A 16673-nucleotide genomic window follows, 5' to 3' on the forward strand; every position below is an offset into this window, starting at 1 on the left:
ACCTTCCTGTGAGGCTTATGGATGTAAATGTCTTGCCTTCAGATAAAGAAGCAGCTGCTTAGGTCTGTCGGTTTGAATCATGTTGGTTCCTTTTCCAACGATCCATCCATAACTTCCTGCTATATCCGTTTCAGAACGGTCATCATCGTGTCCACCGTTTAAACTTGCCCAAAGTGAGTTTATCCAGACTCTTGAACCTCTTTCCTTAATTTTCTCAAATTGATTAATCACTGAAGAAGTATCATTTTTAAAGCTCAGTTCAAAAGCGATCGGTTTGATCAGGGTCTGGAAATCATCAATAATTTTCTGCGAACCGGGTTCATCAATTCTGACCATCGCCATGTAGAAAATCTTATCCAGTAAATGGCCGTAGTCTTTTTTTACCTGCTCAGGAGTAAAATAATATCCCTTAAAAATGGCATGATTAACGGTTCCGGTTTTTTCCAGAATAGCATAAGCTTCATTCAGATGCTCATAACATTTATCAAGATTTACCATTACTTTTCCTTTCACGGCAAGCATTGCCTCCTCAAGTGTCGGTACTTTGTGATAAGTTACCCGTCCCATTCCGTTTCTTAAAAACAGTTTCTTCAGAGAATCCAGCGTATAGTCTTTCACGTAACCTTTTCCGTTAGTGGTACGATCAACTTTTTCATCGTGCATGATAATCAGATGACCGTCTTTGGTTTTCTGAACATCAATCTCAACAATATCTACACCTAATTCAATCGCATTGTTAATCGCAGCAATTGAATTTTCAGGCGAATTACGCCAATCTGCCCTGTGTGCAATTACCAGTACATTTTTATCTTTAGGATTTTTCAATTGTTCAATAATCGCCGTTACCCTTTGTTTCTGCGCCTGACTTTCGAAGAAAAACACCAAAGAGAATACTAATCCAAAAAAATATTTCATTGTTCAATTATGTTTATTGGTTTTCTAAAACAGTAAATCAATATCCCGGATTTTGTTTAATGGCAGGATCTGTATTGACCTGACTTTGCGGAATCGGCATGAGCAGATTATGCTCGTCAATCGTAATAAGCTTCCCGTTTTCTTTGAACCATTTGTTCATTACCTCAACAGCTGTTTTTGTTCTCAACAGGTCAAACCAACGATGCCCCTCTCCTACCAGCTCCAGTTTTCTTTCCTGTGCAATAGCCTCACGCAAATCTTTCTGCGTATTTGCGGAAGTATTCGGTAAGCCCGCTCTGTTTCTGACTAAATTCAGATTTACAGAAGCCTGATCCGTATTACCCGATTCATTTTCCACTTCTGCCAGCATCAAAAGCACATCAGCATAACGAAGTACTACGAAATCACTTCCACCATCGGTAATTACAGTAATTGGCTTTGAGATTTTATTATTGAAAGGAATCCCGGAAGAAGTAAGTGTCACAAAAATGCCTTTCCTCAGATCATTTGAAGAGTATAGGTTATAAAGGTTTTTGGTAGGCAGATTATGGCCTTTTGCGCCACTTTGCGTTCCGGAAGGGCTGAATTGCTGGAACATAGTGCTGCCTTCGCTATTTCCATTGATTCCTGACGCAAACTGCACGGCAAAAATAATTTCCTTGTTATTTTCATTGCTCAGGCTAAAGATGTCCTGAGGCTTAGCAAGTAAAGTATGTTTTCCGGAATTAACCACACTTTGCAATAAGGTTTTAGCCTCCGGATAACTATTCAGGGTCAGATAGACTTTTGCCAGCAATGTCTGGGCAGCGGTTTTGATAACTTTACCAGGTTGTGACGAAGTTTCAGGAAGCAGATCAATGGCTTCGGTTAAATCTTTTTTCACCTGATCATACACTTTAGCCTGTGCCGTTCTTCCCTGACCAAAATATTTGTTGGGATCAGACGTTTCCTCGGTGGCAAGCGGAACATCTCCGTATAGTCTTACCAGATTGAAATACATCAATGCACGGATAAATTTCATTTCACCTTTGCGGGCAAGTTTTACTTTATCATCCTTAAATGTAATCTTGTCAATCCGGTTTAATACCACATTAGCTTTCTGAATCCCCTGATAAGCATGTCTCCAGGTAAGCGTCACGATACCGTTGGTCGGAATTGTTGTAAACTCATCCAGCTGGCCATAAATCCCGTCATCATTTGCCGGAACTTCATCATAGGTATTATCTGAAGGAATTTCAGCGAAAGCAGGCAGGTATAAGCCATACAATCCGGTTGACTGAAGACTGGCATAAACCGCATTTACATATTCTTCAACTTCCGTTTCATTGGAAAGAAAAATGCTCAGTTCTTTTGAGGTAATCGGGTCCTGATACAGGTCATTTGTACAAGAAGAAATAACCAGCAATAACCCAAGAAAAGGTATAAAAAATTTCTTTTTCATCTTCAATACTATTTTTGATTAGAATGTTAAGCTTAGCCCTAAAATGAAAGATCTTGCGACAGGATAATTGGTATAGGAATATCCGTTTGTCAGAATATTGTCGGGCGAAGTGGCATCTGGATTGAAGCCTCTGTATTTGGTAATGGTCAGCAAATTGTTGGCAGTAACATAAACTCTCGCATTCGTTATCTTAAGTTTTGAAAGCACCTGCTGAGGAATGTTGTAAGAAAGCTGCAACGTACGAAGTCTTAAATAATCAGCATCTTTATAAAACAGATTCGAGCTTCTCGTCAGCTTTCTGGCGCTTGAAAAATTACCCATATTAGGTTGTGCCAAAAAGCCGTTAGGGTTATCGACCGGATGATAACGATTATCAAAATAGTATTTATTCGGTACACCAAATCCTTCACCTGACTCATCCTGGGAGGATGCAGCTCTGTCATAAATTTTTCGTCCTTCGATACCATTGAAAGAAAAACTCAGTTCAAAGTTTTTATAGAAGAAAGTACTACCAAATCCATACGTAAAATTGGGATTATAAGTACCAAAAATTTTCTGGTCTTTCTGATCAATTACGCCATCATTATTCAAATCCTCCACGATGTAATCTCCGACAACTGTTCCGGTAAGATGAGGAGTTTTATTGATATCATCCTGATTTTTATAAACTCCGGTAACATTGTACCCGCTTAGTTCAGCGATAGATCCGCCAACTCTCGTTACGAAATTCCCGTCAGTTCCTGCAATAATCTGCTGTTGCCCCGGTGCCAGTTCCAGTACTTTATTGGAATTAGTAGCGATATTGGCATTAAAACTCCATTTAACCGCTCCCAGATCAATGGCATTACTTCCCAGTTCAAGTTCAAAACCACTATTTCTCACTTTTCCGATGTTTTGAATGGAGGAAGTAAAACCTGACTGCTCCGGAATAGGAACATCTAATAAAAGATCCTGAGTAGTTGAATTATAGTAATCGGCCGTAAGATTAAACTTATTCCATAAACCTAAATTCAAACCAAGGTTCATAGAAGTTTTGGTTTCCCATGACAAATTGGGGTTTGGAGTGGAGGTTGCTGAAAAACCAGGTCCTAAAGTATTGCCATATACATAATTTGACGGGCCAACCAATGCTTTTGAACTATATGAACCGATCTGGTTATTACCGGATTGCCCATATGTTGCTCTCAATTTGGCAAAAGAAACTACCTTTGTTTTAGGGAAAAAATCTTCATTACTCACTATCCAGCCTGCTGTAACAGAAGGGAAATTTCCCCATTTAGTCTGATCACCGAAACGTGAGGAACCATCTCTTCTTATTGTACCTGAGAGCAGGTATTTATTCTGAAAAGCATATTGCAAACGAGCCAGAAAAGAAACCTGGCTCCACACATACCGGGAAGCAGTTGCTGAAAATGCACTGGCTCCGCCAATATTCGGGATATTATCATCGGGAATCCCAGAGCCGGTAACTTTTGTAGAAGAACCCGTTTCTTTCTGAAAAGTATAACCAACCAATGCGTCAATATTATGCAAACCGATGTTTGTATTATAATTGACGGTATTCTCTACCAGATAATTTACATTCAGTTCTCTGGTTTCTACGGCTGAAGCCGGTTTTGGCGCAGCAGTACGGTATCCACCGACGTCAGATGGGTTATAGAAATCAAAGTAATTATTTCTTATATCAGCCCCGACAAGTGCTTTGAATTTTAAGCCGGGAACAGGTTCATACGACAAATAAGTATTACCGAAGGTTCTGAATAAATTTCTGGTATTCTTTATTTTCTTAATTAATGCCACTGCATTTTCTCCCAGCGCTCCGTCTTCCGGTGTATTGGCAATAATCTGTTTGCTGATAGACAAGGAACCGTCAGCATTATAAGGACTGAAAAAAGGATACATAATCAGCACTCCGGCCACCGGGTCATTCGACCAGTTAGCATCATTTTCGAAATAGTTCTGTGTGGAAAAAGAAGGATTCACTGCCACACTAAAATCAATCTTGTCTGACAATTTTGAATCTATCTTGATTGTTCCGCTGTATCTGTTCAATCCGTTTTCAATGACAATTCCCTGCTGGTCCAGGTAGTTGAAGGAAACGAAATAACTGGATTTGGAAGTGCCTCTTGTAAGGGCAAGGTTATAACTTCTGATCGGAGCAGTCCGGAATATCTCATTCAGCCAGTTGGTATTTGTCAGACCCGGCTGCTTATCAAGATAGGGTTGCAGATAGTTAAGTCTCAATTCTCTCAGACTGGCTCCTTTGGCAATACGTGTTGCTCTGTCATCATTAATACTTCTGTTGGCAGGATCTTTGGAAACGTATCCCCAGTCTCTTGCCTCAGTAAAATACTGTGCGGCCTCATAAGCATCTACATACTGCACATTATCAGCCCTTTGCTGAATTCCGGTATAAGCATCAAGGGAAATTGTCAATCTGTCTTCTTTCCCCTTTTTCGTAGTAATCAGAATAACCCCGTTAGCTGCCCGCGAACCATAAATCGCTGCTGAAGCCGGATCTTTCAATACATCGATTGTCTCAATATCCTGGGGGTTAATAGAGTTTAACGAACTACCTTCCGACAACGGAAATCCATCTACTACAACAAGAGGACTTCTTCCGGCGGTAAGCGTTCCGATTCCCCGAATCACAATCTGAGGGTCAGCACCAGGTTGTGCAGAAGCTTCGTTGATTACCACACCAGCAGCTTTCCCGGCCAATTGATTGGCAAAACTACTGCTGGCATACCTATTCAGTTCCTGAGATTTAACCTGAGAAATAGAACCTGTAATTTTTGATTTTGATTGTTTTCCGTAACCAATTACCACTACTTCCTGTAATGCCTCAGTACTGGGAGACAAGTCAACATTGATAACGGACTGGTTTCCGACTGCAATTTCTTTAGAGCCGTATCCTACAAATGAGAACACAAGCACTGCTTTCTCATCATTCGTAGTAATCGTATATTTTCCGGAAGCATTGCTGGATGTTCCCTGGGCAGTTCCTTTCACCCCGATATTCACACCAACCATGGCCTGCTTGGTGCTGGCATCTATCACCTGCCCCATTACGGTTTTAGCAGGTTGATTAGCTTTTCGGGGATCTTCTTTAATAAAAATGTAGGAATCTGTTGCCTTGTAAATTACGTGATAAGGCTTAAGCAGCTCTTCCAGAATACTGCTCAGCTTTTTGTTTTCCGCATTCACAGAAACCTTATTTTCCAGAGGAAGTAAATCTTTGGAATAGATAAACTGGCAATTCCCGTTTTCACTGATTTTGTTTAACATTTCACGCAAACTTACCTTTTGAAGTCTGAGTGTTAATATTTTGTCCAGCACATTCTGAGACTGGGCGTTCCCCTGAAAATAAGTCAGGCTCAGCAATAAAAAGGCAATAGTCGAAATGACTTGATACTTCCTGAAACATTTCAGTAAAATCAGAAATCGATTCACATTTTTTTTCATACTTTTGAGTTGTTTTAAAAACTTAAGACAAAATGCTCCCTTGCGAGTTTTTTAAAACTCACCAAGTCAAATCACATTGATGAAATAAGGAGCTTTTTAATTAGGCCGAAGGTGTTGCGAGCATCTTCGGTTTTTTCATTTTCTGCTTGTCAGACAAATGAGCAATTACAGTTTGAGAAGATTGTCAAGGGTTTAATTCATGCTTAAAATGAGGGTTTTTATGGGTAAACTTATTTGCTTTACACTATCGATAGTCTTTTAACAGCCGTTTCCTTTGATGATAACATGACCATCCTTCATATAATAGCTGGCATCAAGAAAAAGGCAAAGCTTTTCAAGAATTTTTTCCAGCTGTTCATTTTTGAACTGGGCATTCAGCATACATTTTTTCATTTTCACATTTCCTAATTCAATCCTGACATCATACTTACGGCTTAATACTTCCACAATTTCAGTCAGTGAAGCATCTTCAAAAACAAGTCGTCCTTCCGTCCAGGCCAGGTAATCATGGGCATTTGATACATTTATCTGAGATAATTGTCTGTTTTGCAGGTTATAAACTACTTTTTGATTCGGAAGAAGATTGATGGAAGACTGTGGGTTCTGAACATTTACTTTACCAGTTACGACTGTCACCTCTTCCTTTTCTGTTCCAGGATAAGCCTTGATATTAAAACTTGTTCCCAGTACTTTGGTTTGTAATTGAGCCGTTTTTATAATAAATGGTTTTTCAGGATTTCTGGTAACCTTAAAAAAAGCTTCTCCTTCCAGATAAACCCGGCGGGTCTTTCCCGAAAAATCTTTTTCATATTTAAATCTGGTTTTCGCATTGAGATGTACACTTGAGCCATCCGGTAAAATCACTTCTTTCATTTCCCCGGAACCTGCATAAACTTCCACTAACTCAATGGGTTTATTCCTGAGCGACTGCCAGTAAATCCAGGCAAAAACACTGATTCCTGATACCAAAAGTACCGAAGCAGCAATCCTGACCCATGAAGTGGCAAAAAACCGTTTTCTAAATGTCCGCTGTTTAATGCCTTCTCTTATATTATTTCTGATTTCATCTTTAAGATTTTGCTCATGCGCATCATCGATAAACCTGAAATCAGAATGATGGTCTTCCTCTAAATTTTCCAGCCAGTGATTTAACTCAGCTATCTCTTCATTCGAGCAGGAGCCGGTTTTATATTTTTGAATGAGAATCTGTATTTTTTCAGGAGTCATTAATCAATCGGGCTTGTCATAATAAACGGTTTCAGATACAAGTAGGCTGAGAAAGGAAATAGTACTATTGAAAAATGAATATTTTTAAAAAAAAATTATGCGGAAGCAAATTTTCCTCTGTTTCAGGCTGTAAAAAGCCCCTTTGATTCAATTTCAGGCAGATTTCAACGGAAAATTCGGTTTCTCTCATCCAATCTCATCCGTAAATATTAATTTTGAATCTTAAATGTCAAGACCATCTCTATGTCAAAGCAATGTCCGTGTTGTTCCGGAAAAAGTTATCAGGATTGCTGTCAGCCCATCATAAGCGGTGCAAAATTGGCTGAAACAGCGGAGCAGCTAATGCGTTCGAGGTACTCAGCGTATACTATTTACGCTATTTCATATCTGCTTGATACGACACATCCTTCTACCAGAAAGTTCTATAAAGCAAAAGAGATAGAACGCTGGGCAAAATCGTCCGACTGGCAACGGCTGGTTGTAACAAAATGCCTTGACGGAAAGGTAGTTGACCGTTTTGGAGAGGTGGAATTTATGGCTTTTTATCTCGATTCTTCCGGAGCCATGAAGGTACATCACGAGCATTCAAATTTCGAGAAAATCAAGGGTCAGTGGTTCTATGTTGACGGAGAAATTGTTTCATCCATTTAAATCTGTTATTCTATTTTATTCTCTTAACATTCTTTTTCTCTTTTCTTGTCAAAAATTATACCTCAAACTGAATTTTAGTGGTTTATACTCAGTTATTTTAAAGGAACTCTCCAAATATCAAAATCTTTCGTAAACTAAGCTTCAAATGTTTACCCTTTGGCATGATTTTAGCGTAACTATTCGTTAATCTAACTGCCGAAGTATTTTTAAACATTGAAACATAACCGCTGATGAGTTTTCCGAAAAAACTGAATCGGATTAAAGCACATGAAACTAATCAATATGCCAATATTGATGCGATTTTCTTTTCTGTTTATGGTTCAATCAAACAAAGTTCTGAACAGCTTCGCCATTTAAAAATTCCAAAACAGGATTTTAATATTTTCAACATAAATAATCAGAATTTCACCTTCAATTAGTGTTCACCTTATCGTATCGCCGGAACGCAATTGATATTTTCCTGAAAAACTAAAACATAACAACCAAACTATCAATCAGTTAAAACCGTAAGTATCGGTTTAGAAAGAATAAATTACCTCTGCGGAAACAGATAAATCAATTGATTTACATTTTCTGTCGTTATAAGTGAAATATCAGTAAAACGAGGCAGTATCGGCCTTTGGCTTCGTTTTTATATTATCTGTCTTAAGTATGAAGGAACATAAAATAAGTTTGGGTGAATTCATGTGGTCATATACTCGTGACGCATATACCAGTATGTTCTTCAGCGAAGATATCTTGGAAGTTACTGGTTATCAACCGAATGAGTTTATACAAAATCCCGCTCTTTTTCCGGAAATTGTTTTTGAAGAAGACAAAAATCTGTTTCTGACTCACCGGGAAGCTGTAAATCATAATTCCCGTAATAATCTGAAATACAGGATTATTACTCGATCGGGAGAAATCAGAAGTATTACTGAAAAAACCTTTACCCGTTTCGATGAGAATAACTCAGTAATCACTGTCACAGGATTTGTAACATGGAATAATCCAAATAAGTCAAGAAAGACTGAGCAGAAAATTCAAAAGTCAATCATTAATTCTCAGGAAGACTTTATCTGTACTTTTTCACCTGACCTTACGGTTAAGTTTCATAACACTTCCTTTATCAGGTTTTGTAACAGGCAACCGGATGAGATTAACGCAAGTAATATTCTGAGCTATTTCCCGGATTTTGTAAGGGAAAAGATAAAAATCAATATCCGGAAACTTTCAAATTCAGAACAAGCCGGAGATATTGTCTTTAAAATAGTTAATGCTGAAAAAGATACCATATGGCTGCGTTTAATTATCCTGCCGATATATAATGCTCAAAATCAGCTTTGGGAATTCCATCTTCAGGGGTCAGATATTACTGATTTAAAGAAAAGTCAGGAAATACTGAAAAGCCAGACGGCTGAATTTGAAGCAATTATTGAAAATCCGCATATTTCGATCATCGTGTTATCGAAAAACTATGAGCTGGAGCTTTTCAATAAAACCTTCGAATCGTTTATTTTCAAACTTTTCAACATCTATCCCAAAATAGGCTATTCCATCAATAGATTTTTCATTGATCTGGCGCAAAAACAGTTCTTTGCCGAACAAATTGACCGCTGCTTCAACGGAGAATATTTTACAGCCGTTTTGCGTACAGATATTTCTGATCATTCGTATTATTTTGAACATTCCTTTAATCCGGTTATTGAAGATGGTAAAGTTGAAAAAATAAGCATCGTAACCAGAGATGTAACCAGGGAAAATATTTACAAAACTGAATTAAACAAAACTACCGGCAGACTGACTCACAGTCAGTTTCTGCTTAACAAAATCCTTGAAAATCTACCGGAAAGTGCTGTTTATGTACTAGATAAAGACCTTAGATTACTTTTTAGCGCGGGTGAAGAGTTGTCAAAATACAATCTGACTCCCGAAAATTTGCAGGGAAAATTACTTGAAGAATGTTTTTCTCCGGAAACCAGTGCCTATGCCAGAGCGCTTTTTTACAGAGTATTCAACGGAGAAAGATTTACCGATATTAAAGAGCTCGGAGATCAGACTTTTGAAAACATTTTCACTCCGGTTTTCAATGAACAGCATGAAATTTCACTGGCTTTATTGTATTCCAGAAATATCACCGAAAAAGTACTTTCCAAGCAGGCAAACTGGGAATTACAGGAAAAATTCCTGACCGCATTTAACTATGCTCCGATCGGAAAAGCATTGGTTTCGAAAGACGGAAAGTTTATGATGGTAAATCCGGCTCTTTGCCAATTTCTGGGTTATACAGAAGCTGAATTATTAAATATTACCTTTCAGGAGATTACGCACCCTGACGATCTTGAGAAAGACTGGGATCTTGTTTTGCAGGTATTGAACGGAGAAATCAATTCATATCAGCTTGAAAAGCGTTATTTTACAAAAAACAAAAAGGTTATCTGGAGTCTTCTCAATGTTTCCAAAGCAGTTGATGCTCATGGCAATTTCCTTCATTTTATTTCTCAGATTCAGGATATTACCAGACAAAAAGAGTATGAAGAAGAGCTGATTATCGCTAAAAATAAGGCAGAGGAAGCCGCAAATGCCAAAGCCAGTTTCCTGTCAATTATGACGCATGAAATCAGAACTCCGCTGAATTCTGTAATCGGTTTCAGTAACCTTCTGGATTATGATCCAAAATCTCCGGATGGAGAAAACATTAAATTACTGAAGTATTCTGCTGAAACACTTCTGGATTTAATTAACGATATTCTAGATTTCTCGAAAATAGATGCCGGAAAAATTGTGCTGTTTGAAGAGGTTTTCGATTTCCGGGAATTGCTGATGAAATTAAGAAATTCTTTCCAGTTTAAAGCAGATGAAAAAGGACTGGAACTGAAAGTTATTATTGATGAGGAAATTCCGGCACATCTTAAAGCAGATTTAACACGCATTAAGCAGATTTTCAATAACTTAATGGGAAATGCTTTAAAATTCACAGAAAAAGGAAGTGTTGTTATAAAAGCCCGGTTACATAAAATTGAAGACGATATTTGTCATATCGACATTACTTTTGAAGATACAGGTATCGGTATCGCCTCTGAGAAACTGGTGAAGATTTTTGAAGTTTTCTCACAGGCTGATGAAAATTCCACCCGGAAATATGGAGGAACCGGACTGGGCTTATCTATTACTCAGAAATTAGTTCACCTCATTAATGGTACAATTGAGGTGAATAGTACTTTAGGAAAAGGAAGTATATTCAGGATACAATTGCCATTCCGGAAAGCCGATACAAGTATAGAAGTGAAGCATCCATCTCTCTTTAACGACGACCTTACAGGAATAAGAGTATTAGTTGCAGAAGATAACCTGAATAATTTTATTCTGGTTGACAGATTCCTGAAAAAATGGGGAGGAACTGCTGAAAATGCTCCGAATGGAAAAATTGCACTGGAGATGCTTGAACACAAATCCTATGACGTCATTTTAATGGATACTCAGATGCCTGAAATGGATGGGTATCAGGCAACCAGAGCAATCAGAAATTCCACAGATTCCAGAATTTCCGGGATTCCTATTATCGGATTCAGTGCAACGCCAAAATCTGAATTGATCGTACATGGAGAAAAAGTTGAAATGGATGGCTATATCGGGAAACCTTTTCTGCCGATGGAATTGTTCCAGCTTCTCAGAAGTGTCAGCAAACATCAGCTGGTTTCTGAGTCCTGAACATGAAAAAAGAATCACAGACACACATAAAATACATATTAAACCAGCCCTAATACTAAGTAGTCTTGAACTTATACACTGATGGAAAATACTGATTCACTCAAATGGGACAATCATAAAGAGAGGAAGGCCAGGTTACAGGCTGAATCAATTATGGAGGAAAAGACCCTGGAACTTTTTGAAGCAAATCAAAATCTTTTATTCCTGAATAAAAGCCTGGAAGAAGAAATTATAAAAAGAACCAAGGAACTAAAAAACAGTGAGGAAAAATACAGAGGAATTGTCGAAAACCTTGAATTAGGTCTGCTGGAAGTAGATAATAAAGGCCTGATTGTAAAGGCAAATGATCGGTTTTGTTCGATGTCGGGCTATGAAGTAAGTGAACTTCTGGGGAAAAATGCCATGGAAATGCTTGTACCAAAAGAGTTTCAGGAGGTACTTTTACAGCAATCCGAAGATCGCAAAACCGGACAGGCAGGCACTTATGAGATTCAACTGATTAAAAAATACGGAGACAGGATATGGGTGCTTATCAGTGGTGCTGCTATTTTTGATGAATTTGGTAAAATTTCAGGTTCCGTAGGAATCCATTATGACATTACTGACCATAAAGTACTTGAACTGGGGATAGAACGTGCCACAATTCTGGCAGAAGAAGCAAGAAATGCCGAGAAACAGTTTCTTGCCAATATGAGCCATGAGATCAGAACACCTCTCAATGCTATCATCGGGATGGTTCATTTATTATACGACACACAACCTTCCACACAACAGCTTGAATACATAGAAATCCTTAAAACTTCTTCAGATTTCCTGCACGACCTGATTTCTGATTTGCTGGATATTGCCAAGATTGAAGCCGGCAGGGTAGAGATTCAGGATAAGGAATTTGATTTGGTTGGCTTTTTGAGAACCATTCAAAAGGTATTTGAAATTAAACTTGGGAAAAAGCCTATCGAAGTGCAGTTTATGATCGATACACGCATTGAATCCAATGTAATCGGCGATGAATTGTTACTGAATCAGATTCTGTTGAATATCCTTGGAAACGCTGAGAAATTTACAGAAAAAGGCAAAATCACACTTTCTGTTACTGTATTGAAAGATGATGTGAAATATTATATCCTCGAATTTCAAATCAGCGATACAGGTATTGGTATTCCTAAAGATAAAATAGACCTTATTTTTCAGAAATTTAAGCAAATCAATCCTCAGGGACAGAAATACAAAGGAACAGGACTTGGACTTGCCATTACCAAACAGCTTGTTGAGCTTCAGGGAGGTAAAATTTCAGTAAATAGCCGGGAAAATCTTGGCACTACCTTTATTTTCACAATTCGTTACACAAAAGGTGGTGTGGAAAGTCTGGTCAAAAACAATCCGCTTTTTGTTCCGGAAAGAAATCTTGACAATGGTCATGTACTTGTTGTGGAAGATAATCTGATGAATCAGAAGTATATCGGCAGCCTTTTGAATAAATGGGATGTCAGACATACTATCGTTTCGGATGGAAAAATGGCTTTGGAAAAAATTCAGGAAGAACGTTTCGACATTATTCTGATGGATATTCAGATGCCTCATATGAATGGCTATGAAACTACAATTGCCATCAGAAGCACGCAAAATCCTAATCAGCATATCCCGATCATTGCGCTTACTGCTTCGGCTATGCTGGATCAAAAGAATAAAGCGCTGGAAATAGGAATGAACGATTTTCTTACCAAACCGTTTAATCCGGGCCAGTTACATGATCTTCTGGAACGTTTCTCCAAAATACCGATTAACGATGCTGAAGCTGACCTTGATTTTCTTTTTTCCACAAAACTTGACAGAAACAGATTGATTGAACTTTACGGAGACGACATAGAATACGCAGCTGAAATGTTTGAAACATTTCTCAATGATGTTTTACCTGATTTTGACCTCTTAAGTGAGTTGCTGGAAAAAAAGGAATTTATGCTTTTCGGCAGAATGGTCCACAAACTTAAGCCTTCTATTGTAATGGTTGGTCTTACTTATCTGGAAGAAAAAATGCATAAACTCGAAAGCTTTGCCAAAAATGAATCAGACTGGGGGAAAATAGGAGATTTACTGCATTCTTTAATGTCAGAGCTTGAAAATATGCTTCCTGTTATTAAAGAAGAATACGGGAAACTAAATGCATTAATGGATTAGAAATCAATAAAAAGTTTATCGGAAATAGCCGGATATTAAATCTGCTGAAGTCTGGCACTACAGTATTTGGCTATTTTCTGAAATAATTCCTTCGGATTAAAAGGTTTAGTTAAATAATCAGTCATTCCTACTTCAAAAGCTCTATCCTGATTACTGATTGTTGCTGAAGCTGTAAGTGCAATAATCGGAATTTCCGGATCAATCTCTCTGATTTTTTCTGTAGCGCAATATCCATCCATTTCAGGCATTAAAATATCCATCAGGATGATATCGTATTTGGTCTTCAGAAATTTCTCATAGGCAATCAGTCCATTCTCTGCAACATCCACATCGAGTTGCCATTTATTTAAGAATCTCAGGGCCACTTTTATATTTACGGGATAATCCTCCACCAACAATACTCTGATCCCCTTTAAAGTACTTTCATTAATCTGTTCCGAAAGTATCTGCAGATTTTTCTGGGTAGTATTACTGGTTTTCAACTCCAGTCTGAAGTAGAACTTCGATCCTTTTCCCGGTGTACTTTCCAGTTTAATGTCACTATTATAAAGTTTCAACAGTTTTCTGGTAATTACCAGGCCGAGGCCGGTTCCGCCATACTGACTTTCAATGCTGGAATGAGCCTGGGTAAACTTCTCAAAAATCAATTCCTGTTTATCTTCATCAATACCAATTCCGGTATCGGTAACCGAAAAATCAAGCACCAGGGAGTTTTCTTTTTTCGAATGCACTACAATTTCAATAAAAATACTACCCTTAGAAGTAAATTTTACAGCATTCGATACCAGGTTAGTCAATACCTGACCAATTCTCACCGGATCACCGATAAAAGTATCTTCCAGCTCATCATCAATCATCAGCCGGATACTATTTCCTTTTTCATGCGCTTTGAGCTGATTGGCATTTTTGATATTTGAAACCAGTTGTCTCAGATCAAAAGGCATCTCTTTGAGTTCAACCTTTCCTGCTTCAATTTTACTGAAATCAAGGATATCATTAATAAGCGCCAAAAGGTTTTCGGTTGAAAACTGAAGAACTTTAAGGTTTTCCATCATCGCCGGGGAACCGTCTTCCTGTTGCATCAGGTAGGTCATTCCGGCAATAGCATTAAGCGGCGTTCTTATTTCATGACTGATCATTGATAAAAACTCAGATTTAGCCTGGGTGGCTTTTTCTGCTAATTCTTTGGATTGTCTGAGTTCAAGCTCTATACCTTTCTGGTTTTCAATCTGTTTGTTGAGAAAACCAACGAGAGAAATCAGGTTATTGGCATCAAAATCAGGTAATTGGTAATTATCTGGAATTTCCAGTGAACCAATCGCTTCAATCAGTTTTTCTACCGATTTTCTCCGATGTTCAGCTTCGTCTTTCAGTTTCTGGTTAATTTCGGTGTACTCCTTCTCATTCAGAAATGAAGAATGTTCAAAAAGCTCCTTATCTCTGTCAAAATTCTTATAAGATTCATTGACAGCATTTAGAAATTTTGTAACATCTTCACTTGCCAAAGACTCTGATGACAGGTATTTTTTTACCTGTTTTGCTAGTAGTTTATGAGTCAGATCCAATTCCATTTATGCCTAATCTTCAGTGAATGTAGTAATTGTCATTGTCTGGTTATGCAGTTCACACCGAGTGCCTGCCACTAAAGGCGAAATTTCCCCGTATGAATAAAAACCGGTTAAACAGGTAGAATCTCCGAAAATTTCTTTCGCTACTTCAATCTCCTCTTCCGTTCGCTGACCAAGTACCAGTTTTCTTCCTACACAGCTTATCAGAATCGCTAATTCCGGAGGCTGGGAAAAAGAACGATAGGTATTTTGTGCCGCAGTCGAAGAGGCATCTATTAACCTGTCAAAATTAGCCTTCATAAATCTTACCAATGCCCCTTCCGGCATTTCTCCGGCAAAAGTCATTGATTTCTCATTTTCATCAATCGAAAGAATCGTCCTGACCAATGGTTCCGAATCAGGAGTAGCTTTAATGGAAAGCGGAAAATACAAGGCGCCTCCCGGTAAACTTGAAGCATAATTCCCTAAATATTCTTTATACAAATCCAGTGCCTGTTTATCTCCGATCTTATAAAGAACATTATAAGCTGATTTCGTAATTTCCCTTTCAGGTCCGTAAACGTCCCAACCTCCTACTGAACCATGCCCGACATGCAGACTTTTTCCATAAAATCCGACAGCAGCGATTTGCCCGGATTCTGGTTCAGCATTTAATCCTACAACTGTTTTCTCAAAAGCTGTGCCATCTCCGGCAAGTCCGCCCGTAATTGGCACATTTTTATCAAATCTTTCATTAAATGCAGCGATCAGAGCACTTCCGTTTACTTTTCCGCCATCGGAAATGATAAAAATTGAATTTAAATCCGGCTGATCCAGCGCTTCCGCAATCTGTTTTCCGGCTTCGAAACTCTCTGTATAATCGTTAATACTGATTTTAGTACTTTTTATGGTAGTTTTATCGAACTGAATTGCTGTTACTACCACGGTATGATCCTGAACCCCGTCCGGATAAATTTCTCCGGAGGTTGAATTAATGATAATTTCAGCAACGGGGTATAATTTCCTCAGATGTTCATAGGGTTTTATACGTTCTAAAATTTCTCTTTCCCCAAAAGCTAAAACCAATTGCGCTTTTCCCTGTGTTGAATTACTTTCATCAGACAATGTGTGCCACTCTTCGGATTTGTAAAAAAACTGATCTATTTTCATACCTGGTTAGTATAAATTCGTTAAATAAAGGTCTGCTTTGCTGGTTGACTGTAAATTGGATTTCTGGCGGAAGTCCTCAATCTGAACTATCTGAAAAAGAGCATCTTCCACAGGAATAAATACCCGATGCCAGACAGATTTGTTAATGGCCAATCGGCAATCAACGATCAAGTGATAAAAGAGGTTTTATAATTTTGCACTGTTAAATTCTGGTATGTTTGTTTCAAAACAGGTGTTGCAGAACACTTTCAGAATATTGAAAAAAATAATGATTCCATATTTTATCAGAAGGAAATACCAGGATTTCTATTGTGTTCAAATACTTCTAAAAACTGATACATTCACTCTAAAAATTAAAATAACACATTTTTTTCTAGAAAACGTTAAAAACA

Annotated in this window: 10 protein-coding genes; 4 read left to right on the forward strand and 6 right to left on the reverse strand. The window is 38.1% G+C overall.

What is annotated here, in order from left to right:
• Window positions 1–15 precede the first annotated feature (15 nt).
• The 4 genes from BM179_RS17580 to BM179_RS17595 form a co-directional block, all read right to left on the reverse strand.
• Window positions 16–915, reverse strand: coding sequence for a glycerophosphodiester phosphodiesterase family protein (locus BM179_RS17580; protein WP_092018469.1), 900 nt, complete (start codon window positions 913–915; stop codon window positions 16–18).
• A gap of 37 nt (window positions 916–952) precedes the next feature.
• Complete coding sequence (locus BM179_RS17585) at window positions 953–2356, reverse strand: RagB/SusD family nutrient uptake outer membrane protein (protein WP_092018470.1); 1404 nt, start codon at window positions 2354–2356, stop codon at window positions 953–955.
• A gap of 18 nt (window positions 2357–2374) precedes the next feature.
• On the reverse strand, window positions 2375–5821 hold the full coding sequence (locus BM179_RS17590; RefSeq protein ID WP_092018471.1) for a TonB-dependent receptor: 3447 nt from the start codon (window positions 5819–5821) through the stop codon (window positions 2375–2377).
• A gap of 258 nt (window positions 5822–6079) precedes the next feature.
• Complete coding sequence (locus BM179_RS17595) at window positions 6080–7048, reverse strand: FecR family protein (RefSeq protein ID WP_092018472.1); 969 nt, start codon at window positions 7046–7048, stop codon at window positions 6080–6082.
• Window positions 7049–7291: 243 nt separating this feature from the next.
• Between BM179_RS17595 and BM179_RS17600 the strand changes: the two genes are divergently transcribed.
• The 4 genes from BM179_RS17600 to BM179_RS17615 all read left to right on the forward strand — a co-directional run bounded on the left by BM179_RS17600 (window position 7292) and on the right by BM179_RS17615 (window position 13564).
• Entirely contained in the window at window positions 7292–7699 is a 408-nt protein-coding gene (locus tag BM179_RS17600; RefSeq protein WP_092018473.1) for a YchJ family protein, read from the forward strand.
• Window positions 7700–7929: 230 nt separating this feature from the next.
• On the forward strand, window positions 7930–8118 hold the full coding sequence (locus tag BM179_RS17605) for a hypothetical protein (RefSeq protein ID WP_092018474.1): 189 nt from the start codon (window positions 7930–7932) through the stop codon (window positions 8116–8118).
• Window positions 8119–8350: 232 nt separating this feature from the next.
• Entirely contained in the window at window positions 8351–11389 is a 3039-nt protein-coding gene (locus BM179_RS17610; RefSeq protein WP_092018475.1) for a PAS domain S-box protein, read from the forward strand.
• 81 nt (window positions 11390–11470) lie between these two features.
• Entirely contained in the window at window positions 11471–13564 is a 2094-nt protein-coding gene (locus BM179_RS17615) for a PAS domain-containing hybrid sensor histidine kinase/response regulator (RefSeq protein ID WP_092018476.1), read from the forward strand.
• Between the two features lie 35 nt (window positions 13565–13599).
• Here BM179_RS17615 and BM179_RS17620 read toward each other — a convergent pair whose 3' ends face one another.
• The gene (locus BM179_RS17620; RefSeq protein WP_092018477.1) at window positions 13600–15135 is read right to left on the reverse strand and encodes a response regulator; all 1536 of its coding nucleotides are present in this window, start codon (window positions 15133–15135) and stop codon (window positions 13600–13602) included.
• A 6-nt stretch (window positions 15136–15141) separates the two neighbouring features.
• On the reverse strand, window positions 15142–16281 hold the full coding sequence (locus BM179_RS17625) for an FIST signal transduction protein (RefSeq protein WP_092018478.1): 1140 nt from the start codon (window positions 16279–16281) through the stop codon (window positions 15142–15144).
• Window positions 16282–16673 lie beyond the last annotated feature (392 nt).

Source organism: Pseudarcicella hirudinis, from assembly GCF_900115665.1.
Lineage (GTDB): Bacteria > Bacteroidota > Bacteroidia > Cytophagales > Spirosomataceae > Pseudarcicella > Pseudarcicella hirudinis.